General features: G+C 68.4%; 10 protein-coding genes. 2 read left to right on the top strand and 8 right to left on the bottom strand.

Annotated features, from left to right (window positions below; all coding sequences use genetic code 11):
* The 5 genes from mbtD to ACZY08_RS26800 all read right to left on the bottom strand — a co-directional run bounded on the left by mbtD (window position 1) and on the right by ACZY08_RS26800 (window position 9,486).
* Entirely contained in the window at window positions 1-3,039 is a 3,039-nt protein-coding gene (gene mbtD, locus ACZY08_RS26820; protein ID WP_463747644.1) for a mycobactin polyketide synthase MbtD, read from the bottom strand.
* Window positions 3,036-4,373 (bottom strand): beta-ketoacyl [acyl carrier protein] synthase domain-containing protein, encoded by a 1,338-nt coding sequence (locus ACZY08_RS26815; protein ID WP_463747643.1) that lies wholly within the window; start codon window positions 4,371-4,373, stop codon window positions 3,036-3,038. The genes mbtD and ACZY08_RS26815 overlap by 4 nt, the downstream gene beginning before the upstream one ends.
* Window positions 4,363-5,109, bottom strand: a complete 747-nt coding sequence (locus tag ACZY08_RS26810; RefSeq protein ID WP_463747642.1) for a thioesterase II family protein — start codon at window positions 5,107-5,109, stop codon at window positions 4,363-4,365. The genes ACZY08_RS26815 and ACZY08_RS26810 overlap by 11 nt, the downstream gene beginning before the upstream one ends.
* Window positions 5,106-5,864 (bottom strand): AMP-binding protein, encoded by a 759-nt coding sequence (locus tag ACZY08_RS26805; protein ID WP_463747641.1) that lies wholly within the window; start codon window positions 5,862-5,864, stop codon window positions 5,106-5,108. The genes ACZY08_RS26810 and ACZY08_RS26805 overlap by 4 nt, the downstream gene beginning before the upstream one ends.
* 61 nt (window positions 5,865-5,925) lie before the next feature.
* Complete coding sequence (locus tag ACZY08_RS26800) at window positions 5,926-9,486, bottom strand: non-ribosomal peptide synthetase (RefSeq protein WP_463747640.1); 3,561 nt, start codon at window positions 9,484-9,486, stop codon at window positions 5,926-5,928.
* A 94-nt stretch (window positions 9,487-9,580) separates the two neighbouring features.
* Here ACZY08_RS26800 and ACZY08_RS26795 point away from each other — a divergent pair, with 94 nt between their 5' ends.
* Window positions 9,581-11,263, top strand: a complete 1,683-nt coding sequence (locus ACZY08_RS26795) for a (2,3-dihydroxybenzoyl)adenylate synthase (protein WP_463747639.1) — start codon at window positions 9,581-9,583, stop codon at window positions 11,261-11,263.
* Here the strand turns inward: ACZY08_RS26795 and ACZY08_RS26790 are convergent.
* The 3 genes from ACZY08_RS26790 to hemW form a co-directional block, all read right to left on the bottom strand.
* Window positions 11,220-16,427 (bottom strand): type I polyketide synthase, encoded by a 5,208-nt coding sequence (locus tag ACZY08_RS26790; protein ID WP_463747638.1) that lies wholly within the window; start codon window positions 16,425-16,427, stop codon window positions 11,220-11,222. The two genes, ACZY08_RS26795 and ACZY08_RS26790, sit on opposite strands and share 44 nt — an antisense overlap.
* A 229-nt stretch (window positions 16,428-16,656) precedes the next feature.
* On the bottom strand, window positions 16,657-18,054 hold the full coding sequence (locus ACZY08_RS26785; RefSeq protein WP_463747637.1) for a salicylate synthase: 1,398 nt from the start codon (window positions 18,052-18,054) through the stop codon (window positions 16,657-16,659).
* Between the two features lie 149 nt (window positions 18,055-18,203).
* A complete protein-coding gene (gene hemW, locus ACZY08_RS26780; RefSeq protein ID WP_463747636.1) occupies window positions 18,204-19,406 on the bottom strand; it encodes a radical SAM family heme chaperone HemW in 1,203 nt (400 codons plus the stop codon).
* Here hemW and ACZY08_RS26775 point away from each other — a divergent pair.
* The gene (locus ACZY08_RS26775; protein ID WP_463747635.1) at window positions 19,299-19,604 is read left to right on the top strand and encodes an Ms4527A family Cys-rich leader peptide; all 306 of its coding nucleotides are present in this window, start codon (window positions 19,299-19,301) and stop codon (window positions 19,602-19,604) included. The two genes, hemW and ACZY08_RS26775, sit on opposite strands and share 108 nt — an antisense overlap.
* Window positions 19,605-19,615: the final 11 nt, after the last annotated feature.

The following is a 19,615-nucleotide window of genomic DNA, read 5'->3' as shown; positions in this document are numbered from 1 at the left end:
TCAGTCACGCGAAAATGCTTCCTTTTCAGGTCTTTCCAAATGCTCGATCAATTCGGCGGCGGTGGCGCCACCGAGGATGGTGGCCAGCGGCACTGCACGGCCGGTGGCCTTCTTGAGCTTCTTGCGCAGGTCGATCGCCAACAGGGAGTCGACGCCGAGATCCAGCAGCGACGTGTCGAGATCCAGTGCGGTGGTGTCGTCGAGCTTCAGCACGGCGCCCAACGCGATCTTCATCGCGCCGGTGGCATCGGCGGTCTCGGCGACGTCGTCTTGCGGAGCCTCGGCGGTGTCGCCGAGGCGACCGGATTGAGCCGCCGCGCCGAGGAAGGTCTGCAGCCGCTCGGCGTCGGCTGCGAATACCAGCGGATCGGCCGGGTAGTCACGCAGGCCGGCCTCCACCGCAAGGTCGGACGCCATGGCCCGCAGACCGGACCGCTCAACCCGGCTGATCTCACCGGAATCGATGATGCCGTCTCCCGGCCACAGTCCCCACCGCACCGAGGTGCAGTACCTGCCCTGTTCGCGCAGCTGCCTGCCGAGGGCATCGAGCAGTCGGTTGGCCGCCGAGTAGGCGGCGTGACCGTATCCACCCCACAGGCCGGAAACCGAGGAGCACAACACGATTCGGGCATCGGGGCGCATCGGCCAGGCCGCCGTCAGATTGGCCAGCCCGCTCACCTTGGCCGCGAAGGTATCTCGCACCGTCGCACCGGTCAGCTCGTTTCCCGGGGCAATGATGGCGGACGCGGCTGCGTGGATCACCAGCGACGCCGGGCCGACCGCCAGTTCGGCGACGGTTGCAGCAATCTGTGCCGGGTCGGTGAGATCGCAGCGGGGAGCGACGATCTCGGTGCCGTGGGTGGCCAGCGAGGCGACCTGCGCGTCATCGAGGCCGCTGCGGCTGAGCAGCACGATGCGCCGGGCCCCCTGCTCGGCCAGGTGACGGGCATAGTGCAGGCCCACCGCCCCGGCTCCGCCGGTGATGACCACCTCTTCGAACATCCCCGATTCGGCGGTCCAGGACCGGGCGTCGGAAGTGTCATCGCGCATCCCTCGGTGCCACACCGTGGTTCCGGAACCGTTGTCCCGCAGCGCGATGTGATCGGCATCGGTCAGCATGGCGGTGATCGCTGTCACGGCGGCGGCGAGGTCGGGGGCCGGCTCGGCCAGGTCCAGGTGACGGAAGGTCTGGTCCGGGTGTTCGTAGCTCATGCTGCTGTGCACCGCGGCCAGCGCAGCCGCCTCGGGCCGTGGACCCTGCGTTTCGCCGCCGGTTTGTTCGCCACCGACAGTGACCAGCCACACGTCGCGGGTATCCGGCGTGATCGCCCGGGCGTAGCCGAGCAGACCCTCGTCCACGCGGCGGCTCAAGGTTTCTGCCGCGGCCACTGCATCGGCCTGCTCCGACACCGGTGCGACCACGATCAGCAGGTCGGCATCGTCGGGAGCAACCGCGGTGGGCCCGACAACCTCTTCGAGCGCACGTTCCAACGCCGCGGCGGGCCCTTGGCCGGCCGCCAGATCGAGCACGGCGACCCGACGCTGTCCGGGCGGTGCGTCGCTACGGGTCCGCTCCTCCCAATGCTCGACGGCCACGGTCAGCCCCGCGACCGGAGGCAGTGGTTGCGGTGTCGCCCAGAGGTGCTCGGCCCGCATCGGAGCGAAGGGGAAGTCGCGCAACAGGGCCGGCGTGTGGTTGGGGAGGTCATCCCAGCGGTAGCCGGAGTCCGCCATCGCGACGGAGATGATGTTGGTGCTGAGCCGCTCGGTGATCGGTTCGTCGCGCCGGCCCGATCCCACTATTACCGCCGGACCGCCGGTGAGTTCGACAGCGTCGTCGAGCAGGTCGCCCATGGCGAACAGTAGTGCCGGATGCGCGGAAAGTTCGACGAAGATCCGGGCACCGCGCCGCGCCGCCGTTTCGATAGCCCGGTCGAAGCGCACGGTGCTGCGCAGGTTGGTGTACCAGTAGTCGGCGAATCCGGCGCCGGCCTCGACGACGTCTGCGGTGGCCGAGCCGACGAATTGCACTGGCGATTCACTGAATTGTGCCACGGGAAGAAGCGATTCGAGCTCGCCGCGCGACCCGTCCAGCGCAGTGGTGTGCGCCGGGAACCACATCTCGATCTCCTTGGCGAACGATCCGCGACCGGTGACGGTGGCCACCGCCGCGGCCACCGCATCCGTATCCCCCGACACCGCGACCGATGACCGCGAGTTCACCACCGACAGTTCCAGCCAGCCCGGTGTCTCGGCAACCACTTTCGACGCGTCGTCGGGGGTGATCCCGAGCACCGCGACCCGGTAGGGACCGGTCAACCGGTCCAGTACGGTCGCACGGGCGATCACCACGGCCACCGCGTCGGACAGCGTGATGGTGCCGGCCACATACGCGGCCCCGATCTCGCCGAGACTGTGACCGACGGTGATATCGGGCAGCACACCACAGGACCGCCAGACCCGGGCCAATGCCACGCCGTGGACGAACTGAGCGCCCTGGATCTGCACCTGGGAGAAATCATTGGTGACCGCGCCCGAATCCGGCTCGGCCAGTAGGTAATCCAGCGGGGACCTGGCACCGGCGGCCTGGAACTCCGCGGCGCACTGGTCGACCTCGGCCCGGTAGGCCGGCAGCAGCTCGTAGGCCTGCACGCCCATCGACGGCCACTGGCTGCCCTGACCGGGAAACACGAAGGCGATGCGGGCACCGGAACCCGGCGCCTGCGCCCCGCCCTGCGCGCGGGTGACCAACGGATGGTCGGCGCCCTCGGCCAACGCACGCAGGCCCGCGGCGAGTTCTTCGCGGTCGTCGGCCCGGACCACGGCGCGATGGCGGCGCAGGCGCCGGGTGGTCCGCAGGGTGGCGGCGACGTCGGCTGCGCTCACCTCGGGACGCGAGTCCAGATAGCGCAGGATGGCCGCGGCGTCGGTGGCGATCAGATCCTCGGCGTGCGCGCTGAGCAGGACCGGCGTCCGAGCGTCGGGCAGGACGCCGGCTTCGCCCTCAGGCAGCACGATTCGCTCGCAAGCTTCGCTCATGCGGCGGCTCCGGGAACATCGGGCACGGCAACGATCGCGTGTGCGTTGGTGCCGCTCATCCCGAAGGCCGACACCGCTCCGATGCGTTGCCCGTTGACCGCCGACCACTGGGTCTGCTTGGTGGCCAGCCGCAAACCCTGACTGTCCCAGTCGATCTCCCGGCTCACCTCGTCGACGTGCAGGGTGGCCGGGATGGAGGCATGCTCGGCAGCGAGGATGACTTTGGCCAGTCCCAGCCCGCCCGCGGCGGCCTGGGAGTGCCCGACGTTGGATTTCACCGACCCCAACAAGGCGCCGGCCCCTGGCGCGGTGGCTCCGTAAGTCTGCGCCAGGGAACGCAGTTCGGTGCGATCTCCGAGCCGGGTTCCGGTGCCGTGCCCCTCGATCAAGCCGACATCCTCTGGGCGCACGGCCGCCTGCTCGATCGCCTTGGCGAACAACCGCTGCTGGGCGGCGCCGCTGGGCGCCGTCAGACCGGTGGTCCGGCCGTCCTGGTTCACCGCAGTCGCGCGAACCTCGGCCAGGATGCGCCGACCGTCCCGTGCGGCCGCCGATTTACGTTGCAGCACAAACATCGCCGCCCCTTCGGCCCACACCGTGCCACTGGCGTGCGCGCTGTAGGGCCGGCAGTGCCCGTCGTCGGACAGCGCGTGCTGTTTGGAGAACTCGACGAAGTACCCCGGTGTGCCCATCACGCACACACCGCCGGTCAACGCCATGTCGCAGTCCCCGGCCCGCACCGCCGCCACGGCGGTGTGGAACGCCGTCAACGCCGACGAGCACGAGGTGTCGATGGTCAGTGCCGGGCCACACAGATCCAGCGTGTAGGCGATCCGCCCGGAGATGACGCCCAACGAGGTGCCGGTGATCAGATGTCCGCTGTGGTGGGAGAACTCGGAGAGGGCCGGCCCGTACTCCAGGCCCGATGCACCGACATAACAACCCACGTCGTGCCCGGCAAGGTCGTCGGGGTTGATGCCGCTGTTCTCCAGTGCACGCCACGCGATACGCAGTCCGATGCGCTGCTGCGGATCCATCGCCACCGCTTCTCGCGGTGAGATCCCGAAAAAGGCAGGATCGAATGTCGCTGCGCTGGAGAGGAATCCGCCCAAGTCGTGGATACGTTTGAACCCGTCGCGGCGCGAACCGTCGAACAGGTCGCGTACCGACCAACCGCGGTCGGCGGGAAATCGGCCGAGCGCTTCACGTTGCTCGGTCAGCAGCGACCAGTAGTCGTCGGCGGTGTCGATTCCGCCGGGTGCCTCCAGCGCCATCCCCACGATCACCACCGGATCGGCGCTGTCAGGCCCGGGAAGCCGGCGGCTAGAGCTCATTCACGAGCTCCGCCACATCCTCAAGCTGGGAGTTGAGGTAGAAATGCCCGCCGTCGAACATGGAGCACGTGAAGGCGCCGGTCGTATGAGATTCCCAGCGCCGCAACATGTCCTCACTGATTCGGTGGTCACGGTCGCCGCCCAGGGCGTAGATGTCGGCGGCGATCGTCACGTCGGCCGCGCACGAGTACCGGTTGAATGCCGCGTAGTCGGCCCGCACTGCCGTCAGCAGCAGTTCGACGAAATCGTCGTCGGCCAGCAGTGCCTCATCGGTGCCGCCGAGATCGACCATCTCGGCGAGGATCTCGGACTCCGCCATGGGCAGTGCGGGCGCAGCCGCCACCGCCGACGGCGCCTCGCTGGCCGACACCCACAGGGCATCGATCGCCACGCCGTTGCGTTCCGCGATCCGCGCGAATTCGAAGGCCACCACCGCCCCCATGCAATGTCCGAACAGCCGTATCGATTCGACGCCCGCCCAGTCAGCCGCGTTGAACAGATCTTCGGCGAGATCGCCCACCGTGGGCGCGGCCGGATGCGACAACCGGTCGCCACGCTGCGGGTATTGCATGACATAGGCGTCGGACCCGGCCGCGGCCAGCGCCATCCCGAATCCGCGGTAGGCCAGCGCCGCTCCGCCGGCGTGCGGGAATACCAGTGTGGCTGTTGCGCTTTCGGCCCCTGGGTAGCGCTTCACCCAGGGTTTGGCGGTGATCTGGGTATCCGCCCCGGTCACGATGGCACGGCGGTGTCGAGAGCAGCCACCGCACCCCGATGCCGCACAGCGAGGGCGAAGCCGTTCATGCCCCGCTCGAGGTTGCGCCGCGGCGCATCATCGGCAACCACGACGGCTGCGCCCGCGGTCAGTGCCACCAGCATCATGAGGATCGGAGCCGCAGCGCCCGCCGCAGAGAACGCGCCGATGCGGTCATCGCCGGTCACGCCGAGCCGGGCGCCGAGTTCCACCACGGCATCGTGGGCCGCGGCGTGAGTCACCACTGCATATCCGGCCTCGTCGAGCGATGCCAGGAAGGCGGGTTCACGCGGCTCGGAGCAGACCGGCGCGACGCCGCAGGTGCGCTCTCCGATCCGCAACGCCTCGGAGACGGTGAGCGCAGGCAGCCAGTTGGGCGGCCCGTCGCCGGTGAACAGCGCCATCCGCACACCCGCGTGGTCCAGGACCGGCTCGACCGGATCGGCAGAGTCGACCGGCACACAGACACCGCCTGCCGCCAGGATCCCCAGCGTGGCGATCACCGTGTCAAGGCCGGTCGGGCCGACGACGGCGACCCGGTCACCGACGCGCACACCGGCCACGGCGAGCGCACCGGACACCGACACCGCCTGCTCACGCAGTTGCCGGTAGGTCCAGCGGGTGGTCGGACCGACCACCGCGATGTCGTCGGGTGCGGCCTGCGCGTGCGCGAAGAACCCCTGGTGCAGCGGTTCGGTCGCCACTGCGTGCCCGGTCTGCGTAGTCGTGCGACTCACGGCGTCCACAACGACCTCCTGACGATAAGCAAAGCCTGCCCTAACTGAAGTAACTCTAACCTTAGTTGCCCAACGCCGGTTCTGGGGACGTGCGTGCCAACTCGGTGGCCACATCGGCGCTGTCCATACCTGTGACCTCCAGATACAGCTCGGACACCAGCTGCAGGCGGTCCGAGCCCGCCTCCCGGCCCTCCAGCAACGCGGCCATCTTCGCGACCGTTCGCGCCGCGAAGACATCGGCGACCATCACGGTCGAGGTGTCCAGCCAGTCCCGGATCCGGGCCACCAGCTGCGTACCCAGCACCGAGTCACCGCCGAGGGCGAAGAAATCGTCGTCGACTCCGACGCCGGACCGCTTGAGAACGTCCCCGACGATCGCGCACAGGGCCGTTTCCAGCGGGCCCGACGGCGCCTGATACCCCCTGGTCTCGGGGGCGCCGACCGCCGAGAGCAGCCGGACTGCCGCCGCGCGGTCGGTCTTGCCCCTGGCGTAGGGAATTTCGTCGGCGACCAGCAGCACCTGCGGGATCATGTGCGCCGGCACCAGCTCGGCCAGCGCCGCTCCCACCGACTCAGGGGTCAGGTGGTTCTGGTTCAGATCCGCACGGACCACCGCTCCGAGCAGATCGTGGCCGCCGTCGACCGGTACCAGCACCGCAACGGCCGCGTCCACGCCGGGGACGCGGCACAAGGCGCCCTCGACCTCGCCCAACTCGATACGGAAGCCGCTCACCTTGATCCGGTCGTCGGCCCGCCCGACGAATTCCAGCGTGCCGTCGGGCCACGACCGCACCAGGTCCCCGGTGCGGTACCAGCGGCGGCCGTCGTGCTCGACGAACCGGTCGGCGGTCAGATCGGGGCGCCCGCGATACCCGCGGGCGATGCCGCGCCCGCCGACCCACAGCTCACCCGGCACCCAGTCGGGGCAGTCCTCGCCCCGTGTGTCGACCACGCGACAGCAGTTGTTGGAGAGCGGGACACCGAACGGCACCGAAGTCCAGTGCGAGGGCAGGGCGTCGTCACCGAATCCGACTTCGAAGATGGTGTTGTGGGTCGCGGTCTCGGTTGCCCCGCCGAGGCCCGCGAAGCGGACCCGCGGCGCCGCGGCGCGCAGCGCCCGCACCAGGTCCGGACGCACCCAGTCGCCGCCGGTGGGAACCACCCGCAGGGAGGAAAGCGAACCGCCGGCTGTGCCAGATGCGCCGGCTCCGCCGGCTGTGCCAGATGCGCCGGCTCCGCCGGCTCCGCCGGCGGCGACGAGCATCTCCAACCATCCGGTCAGGAAGTGCAGGACCGTGACCTGATGCTCGTCGATGAGCTTGACCCAGACATCCGGAACGCGGCGGTGCTCCTCGTCGACGACGACCAGCGAGCCACCTGAGCGCAGCGTCCCGTAGACGTCGATGACCGACAGGTCGCATTCCAGGTGCGACAACGCCAGGCACCGATCGGCCGGCCCGATCTCGAAATGGTCGTTGATGAATTCGATGGTGTTCATCGCCGCGTCGTGGGTGACCTCGACACCCTTGGGCTCGCCGGTGGAGCCCGACGTGAACAACACGTACGCCAGATCGTCCGGGGTGAGGCCCACGGGCTCGAAATGCGCCGGATCACCGATGATCTCGGCATCGGCAACGGTGAGGTGCGGCAGTTCGGGATGCTCGGACCCCGATCCACAGATCAGGACGAAGTCGACGCCGCCGGTGTGCAGGATGCGCGCGGCCCGATCGGCGGGCTGGTCGACACCGACCGGCAGATACGCGGCGCCGACCATCGAGATGGCCAGCAACGCGATGACCTGTTCGACGCTCTTGGGGCCCAGCACCGCGACCACCTCGCCCCGGCACACTCCCCGGGATTGCAAGGCGGCAGCCACGGTCAGCACCTTGTCGCGGAGCTCGCCATAGGTGAGATCGCCTGCGCTGCAGTACACCGCGGGTGCGTGGGGGGTGGCGTCGGCATTCGCGAGGAAACCGGTGTGCAGGACATCACCGCTGGGTGTCGATGCCGAAGCGTTCAACTCGGCCCGCACCTGGCGCTGTTGGGCGGAGGCGGCCGGCGGGTCCGCGGCATCCCAGGCCGCGTCATCGGCGGCCAGTCGGCGTAGTTCGTCCAGATGGTAGGCGAACATGGCCTCGGCCACTCCAGGCCGGAACGCCTCGATGCGGACGTCCCAATTGATCATCAGGCCGTCGGCGAGCGGCGTCGCCTGAGCATCGATGAGCACCTGCGGCCCCTGCGAAATGGTCCACACCGGCGCGCCGAACTGGTCGGTGACATCACCGGCGAACAGATCACCCAGGCCCAGCGCACTGGTGTAGACGATGGTGGCCAGCGTCTGGCTGCCGCGGTGGCGGCTCACGTCGCGCAGCACATCGAGGCCGGACACCGAGGAATGCGCGGCCGTGGCGTGCAGCGTCTCCTGGACCACCCGGGCCCGCTTCACGGCCGTGTCGGCTCCGGTCAGGTCGATGTCGAGCAACAGCGAGGACGTGAAGTCACCGACCAGCTTGTCCACATCGGGGTGATAAGGCTCCCTGCCGAACATCGGCAGGTTGAGCAGGAACCTGGACTGCGTCGACCAGTGCGCCAGCGCATTGGCGTACGACGCTCCGACCGCCATGGCCGGAGTGATGCCGCGCCGATGTGCCGCCGCGAACAATGCGTCGCGGGTCGGCACGTCGAGGGTTTCCCAGAGCCGGATGCTGCGGTGCGGGTTGCGCTGATCGGGCAGCGGAACCAGTGGCAGCGCAGGCGGGTCCGGCAGATCGGGCACCCGCTCGGCCCACCACTTCACGTCCTCCTGCGACGGCGGCGGCGCCGAGGCGGTCAGCTGGGCCCGGTATTCGCGGTAGGTGCAGCTGAGATCGGGCAGGTCGGCGCCGCGGTAGAACACGGCCAGATCAGCCATGAAATTGCGGTAACTCACCGCGTCCCCGCACTGCATGTCCATATCGACATGGAGACGCGTGCGCTCTCCGGGCAGCAGCGACAGGCTGAGCTGGAGCACCTCGTCGTGCAGCATCTGATGGGACTTGGATTCCCTGATCATCTCCAACTGCGCTTGTGCCGCAGCCTCATCCAGGTCTCGTAGGTCGTAGACGGTAACCGGCAGCGGCCGATTGCCGATCCGCTGGGTGCCGTCGGGCAGGATCTCGACCCGCAGCATGGGGTGGCGTGCAGCCAGCTTCGCCGCTGCGGACTGCAGCCGTTGCGGGTCGACGCCGGCGCCGTCGAATTCGACGTAGAGATGAGCACCGACACCGCCGAGCTGCTGATCGTGGTTTCGTCCCACCCAGAAAGCGTGCTGGATGGGCGCCAACGCGAAGGTGTCGCCTTCCTCGCCGGGGGTGTCCGGCACGGACGCTTCGGCGGGCGCATCAGGAGCATGCTCGGCGACCAGCTCGATCCAGGCGGCGACGGTGGGATTGGCTGCCAGGGCGGCGAATCCGACGTTGATGCCCTGCTTACGCCAGCGGCCGGACAGCGACATCATCCGGATCGAATCGAGCCCGGAGGCAATCAGGTCCGCGTCGGGATCGACGGCGTCGGGGCTGACCCCCAGGAGTTCGGCGACCTCGTCGCGGACCGTCTGGGAACTCGTCGCCAGCACGCTCACCATCCTCCTAACAATTAGTAAAGGCTGCCCTAACTTAGTGGAGGTTACCCTATATTCGATCTGCCGACACACTCACCCGACAGGAGCCAGAACAGCCATGACCACCGGTTTTGACCGTGAACAGGACGAACTGGCAAACGGATTCACGGGGTTCCCCGAGGACCGTGCCGAGGTGTACCGCCGGGCCGGCTACTGGCAGGGCAAACCACTGGACAGCATCCTGCGCGAGGCCGCGCAGCGCTGGCCAGACAAGCCGGCCGTCATCGACGCCACCGGCGGCCACACCTTCGCCGAACTCGACGCCCTCGCCGACCGGATCGGTGCGGCACTGGCCCACCGCGGCATCTCCCCCGGCGACCGTGTCCTGGTACAGCTTCCCAACACTCGTGAATTCGCCGTCGCCACTTTCGGTTTGCTTCGCGCGGGGGTGGTCCCGGTGCTGTGCCTGCCCGGTCACCGGTCTGCCGAACTCGGCCATTTCGCCGAGGTCAGCGGCGCAGTCGGACTCGTGATCCCCGACATCATCGCCGGATTCGACCACCGCGACCTGGCTGCCCAACTCGCCGCCGAGCATCCCCGGTTGCGCCACATCCTCGTCGACGGCGATCCCGGATCCTTCCAATCCTGGTCCGCCCTCAAGGATTTCGACGACCCGAAACCACCGAACATCACCATCGACACCAGCGGTCCTGCCGTACTGCTGGTATCCGGCGGGACCACCGGCCTGCCCAAGCTCATCCCACGCACCCATGACGACTACGCCTACAACGCCGCGGCCTGCGCCCAGGCCTGCGAAATGGTGCACGACGACGTCTATCTGGCGGTCTTGCCCGCCGGCCACAATTTCCCGCTCGCCTGCCCCGGCCTGCTCGGCTCCATGACGGTCGGGGCGACGACGGTCTACACCGACGACCCCAGTCCCGAATCGGCGTTCGCCCTGATCAACACCCACGGCGTCACCGTGACCGGCCTCGTCAACGCCCTGGCCAAGCTGTGGGCCCAGGCCTGCGACTGGGAACCGGTCCTGCCGACGTCGCTGCGGGTGGTCCAGGTGGGCGGATCACGGATGTCCCCGGAAGAGGCCCGTTTCGTGCACCAGGGCCTGAGCTCGGGCCTGCAGCAGATCTTCGGAATGGCCGAAGGGATGCTGAATTTCACCCGGCCGGGCGATCCGGTGGACGTGGTGGAGCACACCCAGGGCCGGCCGATGTCGCCACATGACGAGATGCGCGTGGTCGACGAGGACGGCCACGAGGTCGCCCCCGGGCAAGAGGGTGAGCTGCTGGTGCGCGGACCGTACACCCTCAACGGCTACTACCGCGCCGAGGAGGCCAATGCCCGGTCCTTCAGCCCCGACGGCTTCTTCCGCACCGGCGACCGGGTCCGGATCTTCCACGACGGGCCGCGGGCCGGCTACGTCGAGGTGACCGGCCGGATCAAGGACGTCATCCACCGCGGCGGGGAGACGGTGTCAGCCACCGACCTCGAGGATCACCTGCTGACCCACCCCGCGGTCTACGCGGCCGCGGCAGTAGCGCTGCCCGACGACTACCTGGGTGAGAAGATCTGTGCCGCAGTTGTTTTCAAGGGCGCTCCGGTCACTCTCGTTCAGCTCAACGAGTTTCTCGATCAGCGCGGCACATCGGCCCATGCCCGGCCGGATGTGCTGGTTCCGATGCCGACGCTGCCCACCACCGCGGTGGGCAAGGTGGACAAGAAGAAACTCATCGCCGCGATCACCGAACTTCGCACTCCACCGCCGGGGCCATCAGCTCGATGATCCTGGCCGTGACGGCCGCGGCGGTGGGATGCTCCCAGAGCAGGGTCGGCGGCAGCGACAGCCCGGTCTGCTTCTCCAGTTGGCGCCGCAGCCGCACCGTCATGATCGAGTCGACACCCAATTCCACCAACGGCAGGTCGACGTTCACGTCCGCCTCTGCCAGGCCCAATTGGCTTGCCACCGCGGTCAATACGTGGGCGGCCAGCTGGTCGGGGTCGTACTCCCCCGCGGTCGATGACGACAGATCATCGTCGGGTTCCTCTTCGGGCGCCACGTCCACCAGAATCGGCACCGCGGCGGCGGCCGGTAGGACCGGCAGCACCACGACGTTGGCCGTGTCTTCGCGCATCGCCAGATCGAGCGCGCGGAGCGCGTCGTCGGCGTCGACCATCCCCATGCCGAGCGCATCGAGCTGTGCCGCGACGAATTCCGATGCCGAGCCCATCCCCATTCCGCGCCACGCGGTCCAGGCAACGGCTGTGGTGCGGTCCCCCAGTCCGCGCCGGTGCCGGGCCATCACATCGAGGAACGAGTTGGCGCAGCCATAGGCACCCTGGCCGGGGAAACCAGCCAGATAGCCACACGAGGAGAACAGCACCATCCAGTCGAGTTGTTCTGGTGGGAACACCTCGTGCAGGACCAGGGTGCCGTGCACCTTGGGATGCATGGCCGCGGCGAACTCATCGGACGTCGTATTCATCAGCAGCGCACCGGCTTCCACGCCGGCGGCATGGATCACTCCGCGCACCTGCGGCAACGGACGCAGCAGATCCCGCAGGGCATCGGCCGATCCGGCGGCCCCTATGTCGACTGCGGCGACGGTCACCGACACGCCGCGCTCCTCCAGTGCGGTGACCGCGCGGACCGCAGCCGACTGCTGGTTGTCCACCCACGACGAGCGGTCCCCCAGACCCGACCGCGACAGCAGCACGAGCCGGCGGGCGCCGAGATCGGCAAGGCGCTGGGCCATCTTCAAACCCAGCACGCCGGTGCCACCGGTGATCAGGTAGGTGCCGCCGGGCGTGCATCGCATCGGGTTGACCTGCGTGGCGGGAGCCGAGCCCGACGCCGCGAGACGAGCAGCCAGGGCCACTCCGTCTCGGACCACCAAAACGCCGTGTCCGGCCAACGATCCCAGTGCTGTCAACGGCAGGCGCCCGTCAGCCACATCCAGGACACCGCCCCACAGCTGCGGATGCTCGGCGGCGGCGACCCGGCCCAGCCCCCACAGTGGTGCATGGGTCAGGTTTGCTCCCTCGTGGACGCCGACGGTGAGTGCCCACAGTCGCGCGGACACGCCCAGTTGCTGCTGCACCGTCAGCGTCCTGGTCACCAGCTCGACGGCGCCCTCGGGTGAGTCATCATCGCGGGGCAACACGAGCAGCACCGCGGAATCGCCGAGTTCTGCTGGTAACACGCCGCTTTCGACGATCGACTCCAGCTCGGCGGGATCTTCGACCGCTCGGTAGGGCACCCCGGCGGCACTCAGGTCATCGACGGCGGCTTCCAGCCGGTCGACGTCACCGCCGACCAACACCACCCCGCTGGGCACTCGCTCATCGCGGGCCGACACCGGATGCCATGCCATCCGGTGCACGATCCGGTGGGTGTCGGCGGCTGACCTTTCGCGCCCAGGGTTCTCGAGTTCCTCAAAGGTCATCCCGCCGATCGACAGCAGCACCGATCCGGATTCATCGGCGATCACCACATCGGTGGTGGTGGTCCCGGGCCGACGCCGGACCGACAGCATCGCGGTGGCCGGAGGTGCGGCGTGCACCTGCACCCGTTCGATGCGGGCAGGCATGCGCAGCCGCGGCGGGCCGTCGAAGCTCGTCGAGGCCGCCGAGGTCGCCGCGTCCACCAGCGATGCCCACGTTCGGGGCTGCCCACCATCGGACTCGGAACTCACCCGGGCCAGCAGTTCACCGTCGCCGCGGCGCAGATCCTTGATGTCCCAATCGAATCCCATGGCAGCGACGCCCAACTCGGCAAGGGTGTCGATCACGTGCCGCGGCGCCAGGTTCTCGGGGCAACGCGTCACCGCCGCGGCCAGGTCGATGGGCGGGTCGACGTTCTCGTCTACTTCAGCACGGGTGACCACCGCACTGCTGTGTGTCAGCCATCCGCCGTCCTGATCCCCGGCAGCATCCGCCAACCGGGAGGCCAGGGTCAACTCGCGGTCCTGCAGCACCACCTGAAGGTCACGCGCGCGGGCCGGGGCCACCGGCGTGCGCAGCCGCACCTCTGTCAATACGGCGCCCGCGCCAGAAGTCAATACGGCGCCCGCGCCAGAAGTCAATACGGCGCCCGCGCCGGCTGCCGTCAGGAAAGTGTTGAGCAGCACGGCGGCAGGAACGATCTCGGTGCCTTGCACCGGATGGTCTCCCGGGTAGGGCCGGGTGTCGAAGTCCAGCCGGGTCTGCCACATCCGGGTGGAGACGGTTCCGGCCACGTCGGTGCGTCCGCCCAGCAACGTGTGACTGGTGGTGTCGTGGACCGCACTCCCGCCGGACGCCGCGGTGGGCACCCGCCAGAACCGGCGGTGCTGCCATTGGGTGACCGGCAAGTCGGCGTCCCACGGGTCAGCCTGGGCGACACCATGTTCGACATCGGCACCGTGGCAGTACAGGGTGGCGATGGCCGTGGTGACGGCGGGCGACTCGGGGGCGTTACGCCGCAGCAGCGGGATGACGGCATGCTCGTCCATACCCAGGTGCAGCAGGGTTTCGACGATGGAGTGCGACACCACCGGATGTGCGGACACTTCGAGGAACAGTCGGTGTCCGTCCTCGGCGGCGGCCGTGACGGCCTCGGCGAACCGGACCTGCCCGCGCAGGTTCTGCACCCAGTAGTCGGCGTCGCGCGGCGCCGTGGAACGCGGATCGGTCAACGCCGTGGTGTAGAGCGGGATTGCCGCATCGCACGGCGGATGAAGGCCGGCGACGCTCTCTGCCAGGGCACCGGTCAGGTCATCCATCGCGGGGCTGTGGAACGCCACGTCGGTGTTCACCCGGCGTACTACGACGCCATCCTCCGCCCACGCTTCACACACCTCCTCGACCGCCTCGGTGAGACCCGAGATGACGCAGGATTCTGTCGATGCACTGATGGCCGCCACCACGTCGGCGCGGCCGGCCAGCCGCTCCTGAGCCTGGTCGAACGGCAGCCGCACCAAAGCCATGGCACCGCAACCCATCACGGCCCGGAAGCCGCGGGCCCGGTAGCACGCCACCGCTGCGCCCTGGCGCAGGTCGAACACTCCGGAGACAACGCATGCCGCGACCTCACCGACCGAGTGCCCGATCACCGCGGCGGGCCGGACCCCCCGCTCCCGCAACACCGCGGCCAGTCCGACCTGCATCGCGAAGGTCAACGCCTGGATCCGGTCGGTGCCACCGAGATCTTCGCTGCCCAGCGCAGAACGGGCAGAGAACCCGAGTTCGGGCCCGAACACCTCGTCGACCTCGTCGATGACGCGGGCGAAAGTTGGTTCGGCGCTGAGCAACTCGCGACCCATACCGGCCCAGTGTGAACCGTGTCCGGAGAACACCCATACCGCGTCCCGCGCCTGCCCGCCCGGCACTGCGCCGGTGACCAGACCCCCGCCGGATTCGCCCCGGGCCAACGTGTCGAGGCCGGCGATCAACTCATGCCGGTGCTCGGCGACCACCGCGGCCCGCACCGGTTCGTGAGTACGCCGGGCCCACAAGGTGGCAGCCACCGGCGCCACGTCCTGGTGACCGGCCCGCAGGTGATCTGCCAGCACTTCGGCCTGGCGGGCCAACCGTTGTCCGGAACGCGCGGAGAGCGGAACGATCAGCGGACCGGAGGGCCTGCGCTCCAACGGATCCAGAGATACCGGGGCTTCTTCGAGCAGGATGTGCGCGATCGTGCCGCCATAGCCGTAACTGCACACCGCGGCCTGACGTGGAGTGTCCGTACGGGCCCACGACTCGGCCTCGGTGGGCACCCGCAGCCCGGTGTTGGCCCAGTCCACCGCACCGGTGAGTTGGCGCAGCCCTGCCGTGGGCGGGATCGTCTCGTGGTGCAGCGCCAGGACTGTCTTGATCAGGCCCATCACCCCGGCACCACCCTCGAGGTGGCCGATGTTCGGTTTGACCGACCCGATGCGGCACCGGTCCACCTCGGTACGCCCGGCGCCGTACACCTCGGCCAGGGCACCGACCTCAGTGGGATCGCCTGTGGGAGTTCCGGTTCCGTGCGCCTCGATATACCCGATGCCGGCGGGGTCAACCCCCGACATTCGGCAGGCGAGCCGGAACATGTCGGCCTGGGCGGCGCCGTTGGGAGACATGATGCCCACGGTGCGGCCATCCTGCGCAGTGGCACCGCCGCGCACCACGGCCAGAATGCGGTCACCGTCGCGCTGGGCATCAGCAAGCCGCTTGAGGACGACGACACCGGCGCCTTCACCGCGCCCGTAACCGTCCGCTGCGGCATCGAAGGTCTTGCAGCGGCCGTCGGGGGCGGTGGCCCCGGCCTCGTCCAGCACTCGGGTGAGGCCCGGACCGATCAACGCGCTGACGCCACCGGCCAGCGCCAGCGACGTCTCGCCGGCCCGCAGCATCTGGCAGGCCTGGTGTACCGCGACCAGCGAGGCCGCACACGCTGCGTCGAGCGCCACGCTCGGGCCCCGCAGATCGAGCAGATGCGAGACCCGGTTGGCGATGCCACACAGCGAGGTTCCGATACCTGTCCAGGCATCGATCCCGGGCAGGTCTTCCATGATCAATTTGCCGTAGTCGTCGGAGTTGACGCCCATCAGCACGGCGGTGTCGCTGCCGGCCAGCATTCGGGGCGACACCCCGGCGTGTTCGAGCGCCTCCCAGCTGACTTCGAGCGCCATCCGCTGCTGGGGGTCCATCACCTCGGCTTCACGCGGCGAAACACCGAAGAACTCGGCGTCGAAGCCGGCCAGATCGTCGAGGAAGGTCCCGAGCCGGGTGACCTCACGCAGCACCGCGGCATTGCGCGGGTCACGCCGCAGATAGGGCTCCCACCGCTCGGCGGGGACCTCGCTGACGTTGCTGCGCCCTTCGAGCAGGAAGCTCCAGAAATCCGCGGGCGTGGTGACGCTGCCGGCTACCCGGCAGCCCAGTCCGATGACGGCGACAGGTTCCGGAGTCGAGGCCTCAGGTGCCATGTCAGCGGCATCCCAACCGGGCCGAGGTCTGGATAGCCTTGCCTAAATAGGGTGCCGACATGCGGACAATAGTGGCACATTGCGCGACAGATCAGGTGTTCTACCCCGAACCGATGCTGTGAAACTGCTGGGAAGCTCCCCAGCGGCGATGACGTGCACTTTCACGGTTAGACGTGGCCGTACTGGTTACCTTTTTCGAGATCGGCCACGGCCGCGGTGCGGTGTTAGCTCACTCACATGTCGGCAGGCCTTCCTCTGCCGCGATCAGATAGGGCGACAACGTGCCCAGCTTCTCGCAGGTCTCCTCGAACTCCCGCTCGGGCGTGGATTCGGCGATGATTCCGGCTCCGGCCCGCAGCCAGGTGTGCCCATCAGCTTCGTAGGCCGCCCGTAGTGCGAGTGCTGCGTCGAGGGACCCGTCTGCCGAGAAGATCGCCACCGCGCCGGAGTACAGGCCCCGGGGCAGTTCGTCGAGCCGCAGGATCGCGTCGACCCCCTCGGCTTTGGGGATCCCCGACGCGGTCACCGCGGGGAACAGCGCCTCGAGCGCGTCCATGCGGTCCATCGACGGGTCGAGGCGAGCTCCCACTGTGGACCCCAGGTGCTGCACGCTCCCGCGCTCACGAATCGTCATGAAGTCGGTCACGGTCGCCGTGCCCGGCTCGGCGACCTCGGCGATCTCCTTGAGCGAACTGCGCACCGATATCGCGTGCTCGACGATTTCCTTGGAGTTGGATTCGAGATCGTCGCGGGCCGCCTGATCATCGGCGGCGCCGCGGCCGAATGCCCGGGTACCGGCCAACGGTTCGGTCACCACCAAGCCGTTCCCATGGACGGCGGCAACGAGTTCGGGGCTGTAGCCGAGCGCACGAAGTGAACCGAGCCGCAACAGGAATGACCGGGCCGGGTTGTTGTGCCGGCGGCCCAGCCGGTAGGTCGACGGGAAGTCGAGCCGGAACGGCACATCGAAACGGCGCGACAAGATGACCTTCTGATACCGGCCCCCGGCGATCTCGTCGATCGCGGATGCCACCCGGTCGCGATAGGCACTGCCGTCCTGCCGAATGTCAACTGCGCGAGGTTCGGCCGTGGACTCGAAGCCGTCGACGATCAATCGGCGCACGACATCGTGATCGCGCTCGCCGCCACCACGCACCGTTACCCGGTCAGCGGTGACCTCGATCTGTGTCCGCGGGGTGAAGACCCGCGCGAGCGGCGTCTTCGGTGCCAACTTGTCCTGGAGCCCGAACTTGAACGCACCGAATTCGAATGCGATCCAGCCGAATGCGGCATCGGCACTGGTTTCGGCATCGGCGAGCATCTGATCCACCGCGTCGCGGAGGACCGCCCCCGGCCTACCGGTCCACGACCGTCTGGCCACTACCGCACCGTCGCGGGTGAGTCTCAGTTCATCGCAGTCCAACTCGACACCGAACTGCGCTCCGGAAGCCAGGATCCATCGGTTTCCTCGCTCGTACACCACGTAATCACTGCCGTCGCCGGACAGCACGCGAGCGATCTCGGCGACCAAATCGGCTGGGCCGGTCGCGTTGTCACCCGTGGGCAGCTCGAACGAGACGAGCGCCGCCGAGGCAGTGCAGTCAGCTTGGTCGTTCCTGGTGAGCATTCGGCAAACAGTAGCCCGATGATTTCCATTGCACAGACCTACGTACCTGCCACGTATCTACCATGGGATCAAAATCTTCCGCACAGATTCCACACATGCGAACACAGCCAGTTCACAGGTATTTCACGAGAGTCCAGCGGTTACGTTTCCTACCCGAGCAGGTCGCGGACGACTCCGTCGGCGAGCAGGCGACCACGGTCGGTGAGCACCAGGGCATCTTGGTTGCGCAGGAGAAGCCCTTCACCACAAAGAGTTTCGGCCCGATCGAGTTCTTCTGCGCCGAGCAGTGCGACCGGCAGGCCGGCGCGCACCCTGACCCGCAACATCACTTCCTCCACATGCCGGTCGCGGTCATCAAGCTCCTCGAAATCCGCGATCGGTAAACGTTCTTCAGCCAGAGCCTGGGCATAAGCATTGGGATGCTTGACGTTCCACCAACGAGTGGCGCCCAAGAAGCCGTGCGCTCCCGGACCGGCGCCCCACCACTCGCCACCGTCCCAGTAGCCGAGGTTGTGCCGGCACTCCCCGCCGCCGGTGCTCCAGTTCGACACCTCATACCAGTGCAGCCCCGCCGCCGACAGCCGGCTGTCGAGCAGTTCGTAGCGCTTCGCGAGCACGTCGTCGTCGGGCCGGCTGATCTCACCGCGGCGCACCCGGCGAGCCAGGGCCGTGCCGTCCTCGACGATCAGCGAGTACGCGGATACGTGGTCGACGCCGGCGCCCAGCGCGACATCGATCGAGCGCCGCAGATCATCATCGGTCTCCCCCGGCGTGCCGTAGATCAGATCAATGCTGACGTGCTCGAACCCCGCAGCCCTGGCCTCCAGCGCCGCAGCAGGCGCGCGTCCTGGGGAGTGCGTGCGGTCCAGGACCGCCAGCACCTGCGGCGCCGCCGACTGCATACCGAGAGAGATTCGGGTGTAGCCGGCCTCACGTAGCGTCGCGAACATCTCGGGTGAGGTGGATTCCGGATTGGCCTCGGTGGTCACCTCGGCGCCGGCGGCCAGTTCGAAGTTGTCGCGAACGGCGCCCAGCACCGCAGCCAGGCCTGGCCCGCCGAGCAGCGAGGGCGTGCCGCCACCGACGAACACCGTCTGCACCGGCACGGAACCGACTGTCGCGGCAGCCAGGGCCAGCTCGACGCGCAGTGCGGCCAGCCAGCCGTCGGGATTGGCACCCCCCAACTCGCCGGGCGTATAGGTGTTGAAGTCGCAATATCCGCACCGGGTCGCACAGAACGGCACATGGATATAGATGCCGAATGCGCGCCCGGGCACGCCGCCATGCTCTTCGCGCAAGCGCTCATCGGTGGCCAGCCGGGGTTGGCCAACGGGCGCGGTGCGGGTGCTCATGGTTCTATTTTCCCAGACTGTCCAGCGGCGACTTTTGCTCACCCTGAACGCAAATATGGCCCGGTTAGGGCAGGTGGCGACAATCGTGGCAGAATGGCAGGCGTGACTGCCGCCCACAACAGCACCACCCGCATTGCGCTGGTGGCTCGTCGGCATGTCGATTTCAAGCGCGTATGTAGCTGTTGCTGTCTGCCCTAATCATGCGTTGA

This window comes from Mycobacterium sp. IDUB_9 (assembly GCF_055419505.1).
Note: the sequence above shows the minus strand (reverse complement) of the source record. Positions and strands in the feature narration are given on the sequence as shown.

What these genes read in the sequence shown, in the direction of transcription:
- mbtD (WP_463747644.1), bottom strand. Translation starts at nt 3,039, where the DNA reads ATGAGCGAAGCTTGCGAGCGAATCGTGCTGCCTGAGGGCGAAGCCGGC.
- ACZY08_RS26815 (WP_463747643.1), bottom strand. Translation starts at nt 4,373, where the DNA reads ATGAGCTCTAGCCGCCGGCTTCCCGGGCCTGACAGCGCCGATCCGGTG.
- ACZY08_RS26800 (WP_463747640.1), bottom strand. Translation starts at nt 9,486, where the DNA reads ATGGTGAGCGTGCTGGCGACGAGTTCCCAGACGGTCCGCGACGAGGTC.
- ACZY08_RS26795 (WP_463747639.1), top strand. Translation starts at nt 9,581, where the DNA reads ATGACCACCGGTTTTGACCGTGAACAGGACGAACTGGCAAACGGATTC.
- ACZY08_RS26790 (WP_463747638.1), bottom strand. Translation starts at nt 16,427, where the DNA reads ATGGCACCTGAGGCCTCGACTCCGGAACCTGTCGCCGTCATCGGACTG.
- ACZY08_RS26785 (WP_463747637.1), bottom strand. Translation starts at nt 18,054, where the DNA reads ATGCTCACCAGGAACGACCAAGCTGACTGCACTGCCTCGGCGGCGCTC.
- ACZY08_RS26775 (WP_463747635.1), top strand. Translation starts at nt 19,299, where the DNA reads ATGGATATAGATGCCGAATGCGCGCCCGGGCACGCCGCCATGCTCTTC.
- hemW (WP_463747636.1), bottom strand. Translation starts at nt 19,406, where the DNA reads ATGAGCACCCGCACCGCGCCCGTTGGCCAACCCCGGCTGGCCACCGAT.